This is a genomic window from Flavobacterium sp. 2755 (assembly GCF_031455715.1).
Classification (GTDB): Bacteria; Bacteroidota; Bacteroidia; order Flavobacteriales; family Flavobacteriaceae; genus Flavobacterium.
This window is the reverse complement of sequence record NZ_JAVDTG010000003.1, coordinates 168,798-184,760: the sequence shown is the minus strand read 5'-3', so window position 1 is coordinate 184,760 and position 15,963 is coordinate 168,798. Positions and strand designations below refer to the sequence as shown.

Below are 15,963 nucleotides of genomic sequence, written 5' to 3'. Positions count from 1 at the left end.
ACATAAAATGACAAATATCATGTATGAGACAAAAAAAAGAGACTCAAAATGAGCCTCTTTTTACTGAATTAAATAATTAACACTAAATAGAATCCTGAATGATTTTAAGCCATTTTTTCGCAAACATATGATCCTGATACGCACTTATTTGTTTAATGCGGTCGTCATCAAAATCATAGAATGGAATTATAATTTTTTTAGAAGTTTCCCTATCCTGAAATTCATAATCAATTTTTACAATGGTATCTGAGTTTCCTTCTGTAGTTAAAACTAATTTGCAAGACGAAACACTTCTCAAATCGACATAAGTTGATTCTTGTTGATTTGGATTGAAATTCATCAAAATAAACTTTCTGTTTTTTTGATCGATCGTTAACGTTTTATTGCTTTGAGATTCCGTCAAATCAAATTCCTGAGGATTATTTGGATTGAATTTCTTCTTGATATCTAAAATTTTTGTTTTGTTTGCTTTGCTCGATCGTGCTGAAAAATATATTGGAATGGCTACTATGACCGCAATCACAATACCAATTATGGTTACACTTGTTTCCATGTTTCTTTTTTTAAATTTGGTAAATAATATGAAATAGTAAACAGTTTTAGGACAGAAAACGGTTTAATTGCTGATGAAGAATTGCTTCATCAAATTAAAATTTCAAGGTTTATTTACCAGAAAAAATGGAAGGCGTAGAGCATTAATGAGATTTTTTTGCTCTGTGCAGGAAATGGATTTGTAAAGTTAAAGGCTGATTGTATTACTTTATGCTGCGGAATAACAATAAGTAAGGAATCAAACCATTTAATGGATGCGAGATGATCTGTTTTGATATTTGCCGCAAAGTGATAGCTTCCCTGAGGCTGAATAAAGGCAGATGAATCTGCAGTTTCTTTAGAGAAATTGGTATCCGTTTTTTGAGTTTCCACTTTTTGCACAGGAAATTCGTTTGCCTGAGCGGCAAAAAGTCCTATCATCAAAAGTGATACAAAAAGTATGATTTTACGAATCCAATTCATGGTGGCGAATTTAGTTCATAAAACACAATAAATAAAATTTTAAGTGCTAATTACTTCTTAAAAATGGCTTTAATATTTTATCCTCAACTTTTAATAGTTGAGGATAAAATATTTTTATTGCTGCATTTTAAAATAATAGTCGGCAGAGTGTTTTCCTCCTCCGTAAAATAAGAAGAAGATGCAAATGAGTAAAACTACAATTGCAAGAATTAAGCTTTCAGAATGCATGTGTCCCATAAAGTTTACGAGAACAGCTCCAAATAGTATTGGTAATTGAGCTGCAATTGCCCAGCGGGTAAGTAGCCCAAAAACAATCATTATGCCTCCAATCATGTGTGCCGGTGCGATATAATGCAGAAGAAACATTCCGCCGCCGAACCGATCAATTGGAGATATTAAATCATGTAAATATTGAACGTTTGTTACAAAAGAAACTCCTTTCATAAATAAAAAAACACCCAATATTATACGTACTAAATCTACTGGTAAATAAGTATGGGCATTTGCCCACTTATTTAAGCTTTTGACATTTTCCATGATACTACGTGATTAAAAATTACATATATAAAGTTACTAATTTTTAATGATATATTTAATTTAAGTATCTGAAAATAAGTTTTTTACTATTTATTTAACACGTTATCTGTAATTCTGAAATATTATACCTGAATTACGCCCAGATTAAATGGTTTTTGAATAGGGGCGTGGTTGGCAGCTTCGATTCCCATTGAAATCCATTTGCGGGTATCAAGCGGATCAATAATGGCATCTGTCCACAATCTCGATGCAGCATAATAAGGCGAAGTCTGCTCGTCGTAACGCGCTTTTATTTTGTTGAATAATTCTGTTTCTTTGGCTTCGTCAACAACTTCTCCTTTTGCTTTAAGCGAAGAAGCTTCGATTTGTGCTAAAACTTTTGCGGCCTGTGTTCCTCCCATAACAGCAAGTTCTGCACTTGGCCAGGCAAATATTAATCTTGGGTCGTATGCCTTTCCGCACATTGCGTAGTTTCCTGCTCCATAAGAATTCCCTACAATTACAGTAAATTTTGGTACAACCGAATTACTTACGGCATTTACCATTTTGGCGCCGTCTTTAATAATTCCGCCATGTTCTGATTTTGAACCAACCATAAATCCGGTAACGTCTTGTAAAAATACTAATGGAATTTTCTTTTGATTACAGTTAGCAATAAAACGAGTTGCTTTATCAGCACTGTCAGAATAAATTACACCGCCAAACTGCATTTCGCCTTTTTTGGTTTTTACTACTTTACGCTGATTGGCTACAATACCAACTGCCCAGCCGTCAATTCGTGCATAACCTGTAATTAACGATTGACCGTAACCGTCTTTATAAGCTTCAAATTCTGAATTATCGACCAAACGATTGATGATTTCCATCATGTCGTACTGTTCGTTTCTGGCTTTTGGTAAAATTCCGTAAATGTCTTTTTGGTCTAAAGCAGGTTTTTCAGCTTTGATTCTGCTGTATCCGGCTTTATCAAAATCGCCAATTTTATCAACGATATTTTTGATTTTATCCAAGGCATCTTTATCATCTTTAGCTTTATAATCTGTAACTCCGGAAATTTCGCAATGGGTTGTTGCTCCGCCTAAAGTTTCATTATCGATAGTTTCGCCAATTGCGGCTTTAACCAAATAACTTCCTGCAAGGAAAATACTCCCTGTTTTGTCTACAATTAAAGCTTCATCGCTCATGATTGGAAGATAAGCACCTCCCGCAACGCAGCTTCCCATAACGGCAGCGATTTGCGTTATTCCCATACTGCTCATTTGAGCGTTGTTTCTAAAGATGCGTCCGAAATGTTCTTTATCAGGAAAAATTTCATCCTGCATTGGCAGATAAACCCCGGCGCTGTCTACTAAATAAATAATAGGAAGTCTGTTTTCCATTGCAATTTCCTGTGCACGCAGGTTTTTTTTGCCTGTAATAGGGAACCAGGCACCAGCTTTTACCGTTGCATCATTGGCAACAACAATGCATTGTTTGCCTTTAATGTATCCTATTTTAATAACAACTCCGCCAGAAGGGCATCCGCCGTGTTCAGCGTACATTCCTTCTCCGGCAAAACCGCCAATTTCAATATTTTCTGAATTTTCATCTAATAAATAAGCGATACGTTCACGAGCCGTCATTTTTCCTTCGGCATGTAGTTTTTCAATTCGTTTTTCGCCTCCGCCTAGTTTTACTTTGGCAAATTTTTGTTTTAGTTCTGAAAGTAATAGTTTATTGTGATCTTCGTTTTTATTGAAGTTTAAATCCATGATATAATATTGATTTTACAAAATAGTGTTGGCTAATTTACAAAATCCATTGAAATAAACCGATTGCTTTGTGAATTAAGAAAAAGTTTATGTTGTCCTGTTTTTTATTTAAACACATAGAAACATAGGATTTATAGTTTAAAGAAGGGAGTAAAAAGAAAATAGTTTCTAACACATAGCTTGACTATGTTTGTTTTAAGGAAGTGAAACGTCTTTTTAGGCTTGCTAAATCTATGTTTCTATGTGTTAAAACTAATTACACCAATTATTTTTCTTTAATTTGCTTTTTCATACTAACTAGTATTTTTTATGTCTAAAGCTGCAAATACCCGACTTACGATTCTTCACAAAGCATTTGAACTGATCTATACTAAAGGTTATCAAACCACTAGTATTGATGAAATTATTGCAACAACCCAAGTTACAAAAGGTGCTTTTTATTACCATTTTAAAACTAAAGATGAAATGGGAATTGCAATTATAGAAGAAATTCTAAAACCGACAATGCAGGAAAATTTTATAAAACCGACCGAGGCTTCACAAAACCCAGTTGAGGATTTTTATAATATGATTTCGTATTTATTGCTCGAAGATCCTTTTTTACAGGTTAAATACGGCTGTCCGGTTGGAAATCTTACGCAGGAAATGACACCGTGGAATAACAGGTTTAGTGAAGCTTTGGCAGAATTGGTCGATTTATGGAAAAAAACAATCATAGATTCAATCGAAAAAGGGAAAGAATCTGGTTTGATTCGCAAAGATGTAGTGGGAGAACAAGTTGCCTTTTTTATCTTATCGGGCTATTGGGGAATACGAAATTTCGGAAAACTTCAAAATGACAATTCATCATATCTTGTTTATTTAAAAGAACTTAGAGGTTATTTAAATGGCTTGAAATAAAATTATTTTTCAAAAACATACTACTTAGTATGTTTTTAAATATATTTGCATTGTCTTAATCAAAAAACAATGTATCAAACTCTTTTAGTATGCCATTCATTTATAAGGTGGCTCGTATTGGTAAGCTTGTTATATTCTATTTATACAGCTTACAAAGGTTATTCTCAAAAACTTCCTTTTACCAAGAAAGATAACCTCATCCGGCATTGGACGGCTACAATTGCCCATATTCAGCTTATTTTCGGGATATTAGTTTATGTGCAAAGTCCGATTGTGAAGTATTTCTGGAAAAATTTTAAAGAAGCAGTTCAAAATTTAGATGCTTCTTTCTTCGGAATTATTCACATTGCTTTAATGTTAATCGCCATAGTTTTTATTACAATTGGTTCGGCTTTAGCCAAAAGAAAACTTTCTGATGATCAAAAATTCAGAACCATGCTAATGTGGTTTTCTATTGCTTTATTAATCATTTTTATTGCCATTCCGTGGCCATTTTCACCTCTTGCAAACCGACCTTATTTTAGATAATTATGAAAAATTTATTGAACACAAATACCGGAAGATTACGAATTATTGGATTTCTGGAAGGAACTTCACTTTTGATTTTGCTTTTTATAGCAATGCCAATGAAATATATTTTTGAAATGCCATTTTTAACCAGACCAGTTGGAACAGTTCATGGTGCTTTATTTCTGCTTTTTATTTTTAATACATTGAGCGTTGGAGTAGAGCAGAACTGGAAATTTGCAACGACAACATGGAAAGTGCTTTTAGCCTGCGTGATTCCGTTTGGTACTTTTTACATTGATTCTAAAATTTTAAGTAAAATTCAAAACCATTAGTTATGATTTTTGTATTCAAAACAAATGTTGATAATATTTCGAAAGTGGAAAAGGTTGCACCAAAACTAAATCGGTTATTTCCTAACTCAAAGTGGAATTTTGATCTTGAGGATTGCGATAATATTCTAAGATTTGAATGTAAAGATGATATTATCGAAAAGGTAATTTTTTTAATGAAAGTGATTGGCTTTGAATGTGAAGCTTTATAAAAACAAAAAACATCCGTTGCAGCGGATGTTTTTTTATATAAAACAAAGTATAATTATTTTTTAGGGGCGCAAACCATTCGTTTTAGCATTGCCCATTGTTTTAAAGCGTCACGTGCTTCAACAGCCGGATAACCTAACATTGTTTTTCCTGCAGGAACATCTCCGGTAACACCAGATCCGGCTCCAATTACAGCTCCGTCGCCAATAGTAGTATGGTCTTTTATAGAAGCACTTCCGCCAATAATAACACCATTTCCTAAAGTTACAGAACCTGCTAAACCACTGTTTCCAGCCATAATACAGAATCGGCCTAATTTACTGTTATGTCCAATTTGAACTAAATTATCAATTTTACAGCCGTCTCCAAGAATTGTCGAGCTGAATTTTCCGCGGTCAACGCAAGAGTTTGCTCCAATTTCAACACCGTTTCCGATGATTACATTTCCAATTTGTGGAATTTTCACTAAGCCTTTTTCAGAACAAGGACGAAATCCAAAACCGTCAGCACCAATTGTAGCATTTGGGTGAATAATACAATCACTCCCAATATGGCAACGTTCACGAACAACTGTTCCAGACCAAATAATGGTGTTTTTTCCAATCGTACATTCATCCAGAATAGTAACATTTGGATAAATTACTGCATTGGCACCAATTTCAACTTTTGGTCCAATATAACAGCCGGCACCAATTTTAGCACCTTCGCCAATAATTGCTGTTTCGTCTATAGTAGCGGTTCTATGGATGTTATTATGAAAAATTGGAGTAGGCGGAGCAAAAAGCGCAAGGATCTGCGACATAGCTAAATCTGCATTTTTTACTTTAATAAAAGCGCGATTTTCTCCAGGTTCAATCGAAATGTCTTCGTTTACAACAGCAATTGAAGCATTTGAGGTCGACCAGTACTTTTCATATTTTTTATTTCCTATAAAAGAAATTTCTGAAGTTGTAGCTTTTTCTAATTGCTCTGTTGCGGTAACGCTCTGTGAAGTAGTGCCGTAAATTACACCATTAATTACTTCATTAATTTCTTGAATTGAATAGGATCTCATTGACAAATTTTATTCGACTTAGGGTTAATTTTCGTCAAATAAAATAAAATAGATTTTAATTACCTAATAAAATTTTTATGTTTCTTAATAATTATTTAAAATAGAAGTCTAAATATTACAAAATTAACATTTTAACTATTAATTTTTTGCAGGTTTTTTAATGTCTAGGTTTGTCGGTGCTGAATTTTTGGGTGAATAATCTTAGTTTTTTTTAATAAAAAATAAAATATTTAATTGGTAAGTAGCAGCTTACATTTCTTTTGTTAATTGTTTCTCTTTGTGGGTATTAAAAAAAAAGCGATTCACTTTAAAAGGAATCGCTTTTTGAATTTATTCTTTGATTTTCGATAGAGAAACTGCGTTAATGCAGTATCGTAAACCGCTTGGTTCTGGTCCGTCTGGGAAAACGTGCCCTAAATGTGCATCGCACACATTGCAGACAACTTCAACACGAATCATTCCGTATGATTTATCAGCATGATAACCAATTGCATTTTCTTTAATTGGCTGTGTAAAAGAAGGCCAGCCCGTTCCAGATTCAAACTTTTCGCTTGCATCAAATAGAACAGTTCCACAGCATTTACACTCGTAAATTCCCGGATCAAATAAACTGCATAGTTCAGAGCTAAAAGATCTTTCAGTTCCTTTTAAACGTGTTACCTGATATTCTTCCGGAGTTAAAAGCTGTTTCCATTCTTCTTCCGTTTTCTCCACTCTTTTTTCCGGAGCCGGATTTCCTTTATTTGTAAAATGAATTACATCTGCCCATTTTATCATGATCTTTTCTTTTTAGTTTGAGGTTTCATGTTTCATGTTTCAAGTTTACTTTGACCGTAAACTGAGACTGAATACTAAAAACTGAACACTGTGACTATTCTTCCTCCTTCTGTCCCATCATCATTAAAAATGCTTTTAGGAAAGGATCGATATTACCGTTCATTACGCCATCGACATCGCTGGTTTCATAACCTGTACGAACGTCTTTTACTAATTTATAAGGCTGCATTACGTAATTACGAATCTGCGAACCCCATTCGATTTTCATTTTTCCGGCTTCAATATCAGCACGCTGCGCTTGTTGTTTTTTTAACTCAATTTCGTATAATTGAGAACGAAGCATCTGCATAGCACGCTGTCTGTTATCTTGTTGTGATCTTGTCTCAGAACACTGAATCTGGATTCCGGTTGGTTTGTGAACTAACTGAACTTTCGTTTCAACCTTATTTACGTTCTGTCCTCCGGCACCACTTGATCGTGACGTTGTAATTTCGATATCGGCAGGATTAATGTCAATTTCGATACTATCATCAACAAGCGGATAAACATACACAGATACAAACGAAGTATGACGTTTAGCATTACTGTCAAAAGGAGAGATTCTAACCAAACGGTGAACACCATTTTCTCCTTTTAAATATCCAAAAGAATAATCGCCTTCAAATTCTAAAGTTACTGTTTTTATACCCGCAACATCACCTTCCTGAAAGTTAAGTTCTTTTATTTTATAGCCATAACTTTCGCCCCACATCATGTACATACGCATAAGCATTCCTGCCCAGTCGCAGCTTTCAGTTCCGCCGGCGCCGGCAGTAATCTGCACAACAGCACTTAAACTGTCGCCCTCGTCAGAAAGCATGTTTTTGAATTCGATGTTTTCTATATGACTTTGCGTAGTATCATATTGTTCGTCTAATTCATCTGCAGAAAGTTCCCCTTCTTTATAAAAATCATAAGCAAGCTGTAGTTCATCTGTAAGCGTTACAGCTTTGTCATAATCCTCAATCCATTTTTTCTTGTTTCGAAGATTTTTTACGATGTTTTCTGCTTCTTTGGCATTATTCCAAAAATCAGGCGCAAAAGTTTTTTCTTCTTCGTTTGCAATTTCGATTAGCTTGGCATCAACGTCAAAGATACCTCCTCAACGCACCAAGGCGCTCCACAATACCTTTTACTTGTTCGGCTGTTGTCATAAATTAATAAGTAGTTTTATTTGTTTTTTGCAGATTTTACGTTGGTTTATTCAAAAAACCAATGCGTAATTTCGTTCTACAAAAATAAGATTTAGTTTTTAGAATACAGCATTAAATTATGATACAAAATAAGATAAACTCTAAAAGCCTTTTTAAGGAGACAGAATTGTTTTTGAAAACCAGAGATCAATTTTTGAAATTATTAATGCTAGTTTTATATGTTTTTTATAAATATTACGTTAATTTGGTTCTAAGTAATTCACAAGTTAAAATTTATTAAAACTTGGGATTAATAACAAACAGTAATACGTAATTTTGCTGTCCAAAATAGATATAGTTTTTATATGGAAATAAATTTAATTAGCGATACCATTACCAAGCCTTCTTATGAGATGCTGCAGTATATGTTTAACGCTCAGGTTGGCGACGACGTATACAAACAAGATCCTACGGTTATCGAATTAGAGACAAGAATAGCCGAATTTTTTGGTATGGAAGCTGGACTTTTTTTTCCGTCGGGAACTATGGCGAATCAAACCGCAATTAAACTGCATACTCAACCCGGAGAACAATTAATTGCCGATAAATATGCTCACGTTTATAATTATGAAGGAGGAGGGGTCTCATTTAACAGCGGTGTTTCCTGCTGCTTATTAGATGGAGACCGCGGAATGATAAATGCTGCACAAGTGGCAGCCGCAATTAATGATCCCGAATTTTATCATAGTCCGCTAACGAGTTTAGTTTGTGTTGAAAATACAACTAATAAAGGCGGCGGAGCTTGTTACGAATTAGAAGATTTAAGAGAAATAAAAAAAGTGTGCGATGCCAATAATTTAAAATTCCATTTAGATGGAGCCAGAATTTGGAATGCATTGGTTGCCAAAAGACAAAACCCGAAGGAATTTGGAGCTATTTTCGATACGATTTCGGTGTGTTTATCAAAAGGGTTAGGCGCGCCAATTGGTTCGGTTTTATTAGGAACCAAAGCAGATATTCACAGAGCACTAAGAATCAGAAAAATATTAGGCGGCGGAATGCGTCAGGTGGGTTATTTAGCCGCAGCAGGATTATATGCATTGGCGAATAATATTGAACGTCTTGCAGAAGATCATCGCAGAGCAAAAGAAATAGGCGCAATTTTAAGCACAAAATCCTGGATCGCATCTGTAGAACCCGTAGAAACAAATATTTTGATTTTTTCATTAGCCGAAGGTTACAGCGACCAGCTTTTAATCGAAAAATTAAAACAGAAAAATATTTTAATAAGTTCCTTAGGACACAACAAACTAAGAATCGTTACGCATTTAGATTACAAAGAAGTAATGCATACGTATGTTTTGGAGATGTTTTCGAAAATTTAGGAAAAGAGGTTCAAAGTTGCAAAGGTTCAGAGGGACAAAGGTTTAAAAAAAAGATGCACAATTGTGCGTCTTTTTTTTAGTTACAACAAAGAAAAACCTTTGAACCTTTGCAACTCTGAATCTTTGTACCTTTACTTAAACAAATTATCCATCCCAGGAATCATTGGCATATCCATTTTCGCAACGGCGTCAAGTTCACTTTCGTTTACACTTGTTGCTCTTTCGATGGCTTTATTTAGCGTTACAATTAAATAATCTTCCAGTTGTTCTTTATCTTCTAAAAGAGAATCATCAACAGAGATTGATTTTATTTTTCTATTGGCAGTAATTGTAATTTTTAATAATCCGTCAGCGCTTTGTTCGTCAATTAAAACAGTATCAAGGCGTTTCTTAGTATCTTCAATTTTTTGCTGGGTTTCTTTAAGTTTACCCATCATTCCCATTAAATCCATTTTTTGTTGATTTTGAAATTATTTCATACAAAATTAGTATATTGCTGTATTAAATCAATAGAATATTTTATGAAAAAATTAATTTTGTTCTGTTGCGTTTGTACTACTTTTGCTCCTTCGTATTTAAAAACAAATGCTCAATCAATGCAAGAAAATATACAGGCTCCAAAAGCCAAGGAAATTCCAAAAACACTAAAAAAACATAAAGAAACCCGAATCGATAATTATTTTTGGCTGAATGACAGAGAAAACCCGGAAGTTATTGATTACCTGAATAAAGAAAACGAATACTACCAGCAAATGACCTCTCATACTAAAGATTTTCAGGAATCTTTGTATGAAGAAATGAAAGGCAGAATTAAAGAAGATGATTCGTCAGTTCCTTATTTCTACAACGGATATTATTATATTACACGTTTTGAAACAGGTAAGGATTATCCAATTTTCTCCAGAAAAAAAGGAAGCCTTTCGGCAGAAGAAGAAATTCTGTTTAATTGTAATGAATTAGCAGTAGGCCACGCTTATTTTAAATTAGGAGGTTTAAGCATAAGCCCTGATAATAAATTTGCCAGCTTTGGGACTGATATTGTGGGTAGAAGAATTTATACCATCCAAATCAAAAATCTTGAAACAGGAGAAATTTTATCAGATAAAATCGAAAATGCAACAGGAGGATCTGTCTGGGCAAATGATAATAAAACTATTTTTTATACCAAACAGGATGAAGTAACTTTAAGAGCTGATAAAATTTTCAGACATAAATTAAACACAGATTCTAAAAATGATGTTTTAGTTTATGACGAAATAGATGACACTTTTAATGTTTCAATAAGCAAAGAAAAATCAAGAAAATATATTGTAATTGGTTCATCGAGTACTTTAACTACAGAATATAGAATACTGAATTCAGATAATCCGGATGGAGAATTTGAAGTTTTTCAACCTCGTGTTCGTGGTTTAGAATACAGCATTTCTCATTATGAAGATTCATTTTATATCTTAACAAATAAAGACAAAGCAACCAATTTCAAGTTAATGAAAACGCCTGAAAATAAAACAGGCAAAAAAAATTGGGTTGATGTAATTCCACATAGAGAAGATGTTTTATTAGAAGATATTGAGATCTTTAAAAACTTTTTAGTGGTAGAAGAGCGCTCGAATGGTTTAAACCATATCAGAATTATGCCATGGAACGACGAGCCGGATTATTATCTGCCTTTTGGAAGCGAAACTTACAATGCTTTTACGACAACAAATATTGATTTTGATACCGATATTCTGCGTTACAGCTATCAATCGCTTGCTACGCCGTCCTCTGTAATTGATTTTAATATGAAAACTAAAACCAAAGAAATTCTAAAAGAACAACAGGTTTTAGGCGGAAAGTTTGATAAAGAAAATTATGTCGAAGAACGCGTTTGGGCAACAGCAAGAGATGGTGTAAAAGTGCCAATTTCGATGATTTATAAAAAAGGGTTGAATAAAAATGGGAAAAACCCGTTATTGCTGTATGCGTACGGTTCATACGGAATTACGATGGATACTTATTTTTCTTCAACAAGACTTTCGTTATTAGACCGCGGTTTTGTTTATGCAATTGCGCACATTAGAGGAGGAGAAGATTTAGGAAGACAATGGTATGAGGACGGAAAACTGTTAAAAAAGAAAAATACCTTTACAGATTTCATCGATTGCTCTAAATTTGTAATAGACGAGAAATATACGTCGCCAGAACATCTTTATGCTGAAGGTGGATCTGCAGGAGGACTTTTAATGGGTGTAATTGTAAATGAAGCACCAGAATTATATAACGGAGTTATAGCGCAGGTACCTTTTGTAGATGTTATTACAACAATGCTGGACGACAGCATTCCGCTTACAACAGGAGAATATGACGAATGGGGAAACCCAAACAATAAAAAATATTACGATTATATGTTGTCGTATTCACCTTATGACAATGTAAAAGCACAAAAATATCCTAATATGTATGTATCGACAGGATTGCATGATTCTCAGGTACAATATTGGGAGCCAGCGAAATGGGTGGCTAAATTAAGAGTTTTAAAAACAAATGATAATCAATTGTTTTTAGATACTAATATGGACGCGGGACATGGCGGGGCTTCAGGACGTTTTGAGGCTTTAAAAGACTTAGCAAAAGAATTTACTTTTTTATTAGATTTAGAAAAAATTAAAAGCTAATTAGAAATTTTTTGTTAAATTTGCAACCTATCAAGGTGCGTAAAAAACACCTTCGATTAACTATTTTTTTATGAAAGAAGAAATAAACGCTTATAATAATGTTTTAGAGTTAATAGGTAATACCCCGCTTATTAAACTAAATAAAATCACCGAAGAGTTAGAAGGAAATTTCTACGCAAAGGTAGAAGCTTTTAATCCAGGTCATTCCTCAAAAGATAGAATAGCGTTATATATTATTGAAGAAGCCGAAAGAAAAGGAATATTATCACCAGGCGATACCATAATTGAAACTACATCAGGTAATACAGGTTTTAGTTTAGCCATGGTAAGCATTATAAAAGGTTACAATTGTATTTTGGCCGTGAGTTCAAAATCATCCAAAGATAAAATTGACATGCTGAGAAGCTTAGGCGCAAAAGTTTATGTTTGTCCGGCTCACGTATCTGCAGATGATGAAAGATCATACTACAATGTAGCAAAACGATTACACGAAGAAACTAAGGGTTCAGTTTATATTAATCAATATTTCAATCAGCTAAATATTGATGCCCATTACAATACTACAGGTCCCGAAATCTGGGAACAAACAAAAGGACAAATCACACATCTTATTGCTTGCAGCGGAACCGGAGGAACAATTTCCGGAACAGCAAAATTCTTAAAAGAGCAAAACCCGAATATTAGAATCTTAGGAGTAGATGCTTTTGGATCAGTATTGAAAAAATACCACGAAACAAGAGAATTTGATAACAAAGAAATTTACCCGTATCGTATTGAAGGTTTAGGTAAAAACTTAATTCCTTCGGCAACAGATTTTGATATCATCGATAAATTCATGAAAGTTACCGATGAAGAAAGTGCTCACTCAGCAAGAGAAATCACTCGTAAAGAAGGTTTATTTGTTGGATATACATCTGGAGCAGTAATGCAGGCTATCAAGCAATATGCAGAAGAAGGTGAATTTACAAAAGACAGTAACATTATCGCAATCTTCCCTGATCACGGTTCACGTTACATGAGTAAAGTATTCAGTGATGACTGGATGAACGAACAAGGATTCTTTGACAGTGTTAATGAAGAAGAAACCCAAAAAATTGAATTCGTAAAATAGATTACTATTTTCTAAAAATATTAAACTTCATTCGTTTTGCGAATGGAGTTTTTTTATGCTGACTTTTAAGTGATTAAGAAAATCTGTAAAAGAGATCCCTGTTAATTTAAAAGCTTAAATTTTTATAAATGTTAATTATTTCATTTTAATTGAAGATACCGTATTTATACGTAAGATATTTTAATTGAAATTGAAGTTAATTTATAATTTTAAGAATTCCTTCAATAGTATAATTAAAACTAATTTTGTCGACAAAATCATCAGTTTTGGTTATTTTAACGATTATTTAGGTAGGTTAACGAAAAAATTTTCGACAAAAAACATAATAGTATAGTTTAGCTGTGTATAAATGACACACTTTATTTATAACCCTAAATTCTGCTATTATGAAAAAATTTCTACTCTCAGTAATGTTTGTAAGTTATTTGAATGCGACTGCTCAAAATCCAATTCAGGAGTTTAATTTCAATGGGACTTTAAATAATGAATCTAACACAATTTCTTTTATGGGGTCAGATGAGTTTGTACCCGATAGATCAGGAGTTGCCGGAAATGCTCAAAGACTAAACAATAAAGCACTGGAAGCCGTGTTAGATGATCTGCCGCAAGGTAATAAAGCACGAACTGTTAGTATTTGGGTTAAATTTAATGACATCGCATCAGCAAATTATATCTGGGGTTATGGCTCAGCTTACAATGCTCAGTATTTCGGTTTACTGCAGCAGTCGACAGTTTCTTCTAATTCAGATTTAAGTTTAGCGGGCTGGGGCGCAGCAAATGATGTAATTGTTTCAACTCCATTAGCAAAAGGTGTTTGGTACCAATATACCGTAACATTTGATGGAACCGTTTCTAAAATGTACCGCAATGGAGAGTTGTTAAAATTCATAAACGGTTTAAAACGCTCTACAAAAGGAACTATTTTTAGATTAGGCGAAATAAACACATCAGTTGGAATAAACGCAGATGTAGACGATTTAAAGATCTATGATGTGGCTTTGACAGATGAACAGGTTGCAGAGTCTTATAATAGCTCTAAACCTTTAATAGTAGCCGCAGAAGTTGCTGCAGCTCCTAAAGCAAAAGGTACTGTGAAATCTAAAACAGCAAAAACGACCTCAAGTAATATTATTGTGAGTAAAGATGTAAATGTGGGAGGTAAAAATATTGAAGTGTATTCGCAAGGACAAAAAGTAGTAGGAAATAATTCAATGACTATTAACGATCTTCCTGAAGGAACCTATTTATTAAAGATTTCGAATGCTCCGGCAAAAAAAATAACATCAAAATAAGGCCATCAATTAATTTTTTTAAATAGTTAGTTAGTTTTTAAATATTGTTTAGTAGCAATTAGATTTTTTGGAATTAGGAAACAGCCTTTTGAAATCAGAAGGCTTTTTTTTAGCCCTTTATAACTATAATTTTTTATATTTTGTGAGAATTCTGTATCTGTATGTAGGATTTGTTTGTTTATGCTGAATTAAAATTATAGTTTTAACAAAATTTATAAATAATATATTTAAAAATTTGTAATCGTAGAATTTGAATGATCAAATTTGCTGTCAAATAAATCATTATAAAAAGATATCATCCAGTAAAAAATGTATATACCTATGAAAAAAATATTACTCACTTTAATGTTTGTAAGTTTTTTAAATTCTAATGCACAAAATCCGGTTCAGGAATTTAATTTCAACGGAAATTTAAGCAGTGCAGATAATACCATTTCCTTTTTAGGTACTCCTGTTTTTGTAAATGACAGAATGGGTGCCCCTAAAGGAGCTTTGAGACTTTCTAACAAAGCTTATCAGGCTGTAGTAGGCGATCTTCCGCAGGGAAATAAACCAAGAACAATATCTGTTTGGGTTAAATTTAATGCAATAAATGCCGTTAATCATGTTTTAGGCTACGGTACCGCGGCAAATGCCCAATATTTCGGATTAACGCAGCAAGCGGCAGCCGGAGGTAATTCTGAAACAATTCTTTCAGGATGGGGACCAGGAAATGATGTTCTGGCTTCTGCACCGCTTTTAAAAGATATTTGGTACATGTACAGCATTACTTATGATGGTAATAGTTCAAAAATTTATCGTAATGGTGAATTGCTAAAATCTGTCGAGGGAATTGCGCGTTCAACCAAAGGTTATATTTTAAGTATCGGGAAACTAAATACAGCTACAAGTATTAATGCTGATATTGATGACATTAAATTATATACGGTTGCCATGACAGACGAGCAGGTTATGGAATCCTATAACAGCTCAAAACCGGCTAAAACAGTAGCAGCGCCGCCAGTACCAGTTTCAACTACAGAGAAAAAAGCTGCTCCTGCACCTGTAAAGCTACCAGCTGCGGCTGTGGCTGCTTCTGCCGAAACTACTAAAAGTGGTAAAAGCGTTGAGGTTTTTTCTCAGGGTCAAAAAATAATAGGGGCAAACGCTTCTAATATTGGCGATTTGCCAGAAGGAACGTATTTGATCAAAGTAACAAACACATCAAAAAAATAGTTTTTATATTTTCTCATAAAAAAAGAAAGCCTTCTGAATTCAGAAGGCT

Annotated in this window: 17 protein-coding genes; 9 read left to right on the top strand and 8 right to left on the bottom strand. The window is 33.8% G+C overall.

All coding sequences use genetic code 11. The features are described from left to right. Positions 1–82 precede the first annotated feature (82 nt). From J2Y38_RS08070 to J2Y38_RS08055, 4 genes are all read right to left on the bottom strand, one after another. Positions 83–553, bottom strand: a complete 471-nt coding sequence (locus J2Y38_RS08070; protein ID WP_309841137.1) for a hypothetical protein — start codon at positions 551–553, stop codon at positions 83–85. A 113-nt stretch (positions 554–666) separates the two neighbouring features. After that, positions 667–1,014 (bottom strand): hypothetical protein, encoded by a 348-nt coding sequence (locus tag J2Y38_RS08065; RefSeq protein WP_309841135.1) that lies wholly within the window; start codon positions 1,012–1,014, stop codon positions 667–669. A 114-nt stretch (positions 1,015–1,128) separates the two neighbouring features. Beyond that, a complete protein-coding gene (locus J2Y38_RS08060; protein WP_053473598.1) occupies positions 1,129–1,551 on the bottom strand; it encodes a DoxX family protein in 423 nt (140 codons plus the stop codon). A gap of 122 nt (positions 1,552–1,673) precedes the next feature. Next, complete coding sequence (locus tag J2Y38_RS08055; RefSeq protein ID WP_309841132.1) at positions 1,674–3,302, bottom strand: carboxyl transferase domain-containing protein; 1,629 nt, start codon at positions 3,300–3,302, stop codon at positions 1,674–1,676. Positions 3,303–3,611: 309 nt separating this feature from the next. Between J2Y38_RS08055 and J2Y38_RS08050 the strand changes: the two genes are divergently transcribed. The 4 genes from J2Y38_RS08050 (at position 3,612) to J2Y38_RS08035 (ending at position 5,253) form a co-directional block, all read left to right on the top strand. After that, a complete protein-coding gene (locus tag J2Y38_RS08050; protein WP_309841131.1) occupies positions 3,612–4,202 on the top strand; it encodes a TetR/AcrR family transcriptional regulator in 591 nt (196 codons plus the stop codon). A gap of 69 nt (positions 4,203–4,271) precedes the next feature. Next, a complete protein-coding gene (locus J2Y38_RS08045) occupies positions 4,272–4,730 on the top strand; it encodes a hypothetical protein (RefSeq protein ID WP_309841130.1) in 459 nt (152 codons plus the stop codon). A gap of 2 nt (positions 4,731–4,732) precedes the next feature. Further along, the gene (locus J2Y38_RS08040; protein WP_309841129.1) at positions 4,733–5,044 is read left to right on the top strand and encodes a DUF3817 domain-containing protein; all 312 of its coding nucleotides are present in this window, start codon (positions 4,733–4,735) and stop codon (positions 5,042–5,044) included. 2 nt (positions 5,045–5,046) lie between these two features. Then, the gene (locus J2Y38_RS08035) at positions 5,047–5,253 is read left to right on the top strand and encodes a hypothetical protein (protein WP_309841128.1); all 207 of its coding nucleotides are present in this window, start codon (positions 5,047–5,049) and stop codon (positions 5,251–5,253) included. A 53-nt stretch (positions 5,254–5,306) separates the two neighbouring features. On the opposite strand, the gene lpxD is transcribed toward J2Y38_RS08035, so the two are convergent. The 3 genes from lpxD to prfB form a co-directional block, all read right to left on the bottom strand. Further along, positions 5,307–6,305, bottom strand: coding sequence for a UDP-3-O-(3-hydroxymyristoyl)glucosamine N-acyltransferase (lpxD, locus tag J2Y38_RS08030; RefSeq protein ID WP_073482426.1), 999 nt, complete (start codon positions 6,303–6,305; stop codon positions 5,307–5,309). 330 nt (positions 6,306–6,635) lie between these two features. Further along, positions 6,636–7,082 carry a peptide-methionine (R)-S-oxide reductase MsrB gene (msrB, locus tag J2Y38_RS08025; RefSeq protein WP_073483034.1) on the bottom strand — a complete coding sequence of 149 codons (447 nt, stop codon included), beginning with the start codon at positions 7,080–7,082 and terminating at the stop codon, positions 6,636–6,638. A 94-nt stretch (positions 7,083–7,176) separates the two neighbouring features. Then, positions 7,177–8,275, bottom strand: a protein-coding gene (gene prfB / locus J2Y38_RS08020; protein WP_143055988.1) for a peptide chain release factor 2 whose coding sequence is annotated in 2 segments (ribosomal slippage) — positions 7,177–8,211 and positions 8,213–8,275 — 1,098 coding nt in all. Because the reading frame shifts where the segments join, the coding sequence is not laid out codon by codon here. Between the two features lie 344 nt (positions 8,276–8,619). Between prfB and J2Y38_RS08015 the strand changes: the two genes are divergently transcribed. Continuing rightward, the gene (locus tag J2Y38_RS08015) at positions 8,620–9,639 is read left to right on the top strand and encodes a low specificity L-threonine aldolase (RefSeq protein ID WP_291153145.1); all 1,020 of its coding nucleotides are present in this window, start codon (positions 8,620–8,622) and stop codon (positions 9,637–9,639) included. Positions 9,640–9,770: 131 nt separating this feature from the next. Here the strand turns inward: J2Y38_RS08015 and J2Y38_RS08010 are convergent, their stop codons facing one another. Continuing rightward, positions 9,771–10,091: a YbaB/EbfC family nucleoid-associated protein gene (locus J2Y38_RS08010; protein WP_053473588.1), complete on the bottom strand. Its 321-nt coding sequence runs from the start codon at positions 10,089–10,091 to the stop codon at positions 9,771–9,773. 69 nt (positions 10,092–10,160) lie between these two features. On the opposite strand from J2Y38_RS08010, the gene J2Y38_RS08005 reads away from it, so the two are divergent. The 4 genes from J2Y38_RS08005 to J2Y38_RS07990 all read left to right on the top strand — a co-directional run bounded on the left by J2Y38_RS08005 (position 10,161) and on the right by J2Y38_RS07990 (position 15,914). Beyond that, positions 10,161–12,296, top strand: a complete 2,136-nt coding sequence (locus tag J2Y38_RS08005) for a S9 family peptidase (RefSeq protein WP_409025134.1) — start codon at positions 10,161–10,163, stop codon at positions 12,294–12,296. A gap of 70 nt (positions 12,297–12,366) precedes the next feature. Continuing rightward, a complete protein-coding gene (locus J2Y38_RS08000) occupies positions 12,367–13,407 on the top strand; it encodes a cysteine synthase family protein (RefSeq protein ID WP_309841122.1) in 1,041 nt (346 codons plus the stop codon). Positions 13,408–13,793: 386 nt separating this feature from the next. Next, a complete protein-coding gene (locus J2Y38_RS07995) occupies positions 13,794–14,699 on the top strand; it encodes a LamG domain-containing protein (RefSeq protein WP_309841121.1) in 906 nt (301 codons plus the stop codon). Between the two features lie 321 nt (positions 14,700–15,020). Beyond that, entirely contained in the window at positions 15,021–15,914 is an 894-nt protein-coding gene (locus J2Y38_RS07990) for a LamG domain-containing protein (protein WP_309841119.1), read from the top strand. Positions 15,915–15,963: the final 49 nt, after the last annotated feature.

What these genes read in the sequence shown, in the direction of transcription:
- J2Y38_RS08070 (WP_309841137.1), bottom strand. Translation starts at nt 553, where the DNA reads ATGGAAACAAGTGTAACCATAATTGGTATTGTGATTGCGGTCATAGTA.
- J2Y38_RS08045 (WP_309841130.1), top strand. Translation starts at nt 4,272, where the DNA reads ATGTATCAAACTCTTTTAGTATGCCATTCATTTATAAGGTGGCTCGTA.
- J2Y38_RS08015 (WP_291153145.1), top strand. Translation starts at nt 8,620, where the DNA reads ATGGAAATAAATTTAATTAGCGATACCATTACCAAGCCTTCTTATGAG.
- J2Y38_RS08060 (WP_053473598.1), bottom strand. Translation starts at nt 1,551, where the DNA reads ATGGAAAATGTCAAAAGCTTAAATAAGTGGGCAAATGCCCATACTTAT.
- J2Y38_RS08040 (WP_309841129.1), top strand. Translation starts at nt 4,733, where the DNA reads ATGAAAAATTTATTGAACACAAATACCGGAAGATTACGAATTATTGGA.
- J2Y38_RS07990 (WP_309841119.1), top strand. Translation starts at nt 15,021, where the DNA reads ATGAAAAAAATATTACTCACTTTAATGTTTGTAAGTTTTTTAAATTCT.
- J2Y38_RS08035 (WP_309841128.1), top strand. Translation starts at nt 5,047, where the DNA reads ATGATTTTTGTATTCAAAACAAATGTTGATAATATTTCGAAAGTGGAA.
- J2Y38_RS07995 (WP_309841121.1), top strand. Translation starts at nt 13,794, where the DNA reads ATGAAAAAATTTCTACTCTCAGTAATGTTTGTAAGTTATTTGAATGCG.
- lpxD (WP_073482426.1), bottom strand. Translation starts at nt 6,305, where the DNA reads ATGAGATCCTATTCAATTCAAGAAATTAATGAAGTAATTAATGGTGTA.
- J2Y38_RS08050 (WP_309841131.1), top strand. Translation starts at nt 3,612, where the DNA reads ATGTCTAAAGCTGCAAATACCCGACTTACGATTCTTCACAAAGCATTT.
- J2Y38_RS08010 (WP_053473588.1), bottom strand. Translation starts at nt 10,091, where the DNA reads ATGGATTTAATGGGAATGATGGGTAAACTTAAAGAAACCCAGCAAAAA.
- J2Y38_RS08005 (WP_409025134.1), top strand. Translation starts at nt 10,161, where the DNA reads ATGAAAAAATTAATTTTGTTCTGTTGCGTTTGTACTACTTTTGCTCCT.
- msrB (WP_073483034.1), bottom strand. Translation starts at nt 7,082, where the DNA reads ATGATAAAATGGGCAGATGTAATTCATTTTACAAATAAAGGAAATCCG.
- J2Y38_RS08055 (WP_309841132.1), bottom strand. Translation starts at nt 3,302, where the DNA reads ATGGATTTAAACTTCAATAAAAACGAAGATCACAATAAACTATTACTT.
- J2Y38_RS08065 (WP_309841135.1), bottom strand. Translation starts at nt 1,014, where the DNA reads ATGAATTGGATTCGTAAAATCATACTTTTTGTATCACTTTTGATGATA.
- J2Y38_RS08000 (WP_309841122.1), top strand. Translation starts at nt 12,367, where the DNA reads ATGAAAGAAGAAATAAACGCTTATAATAATGTTTTAGAGTTAATAGGT.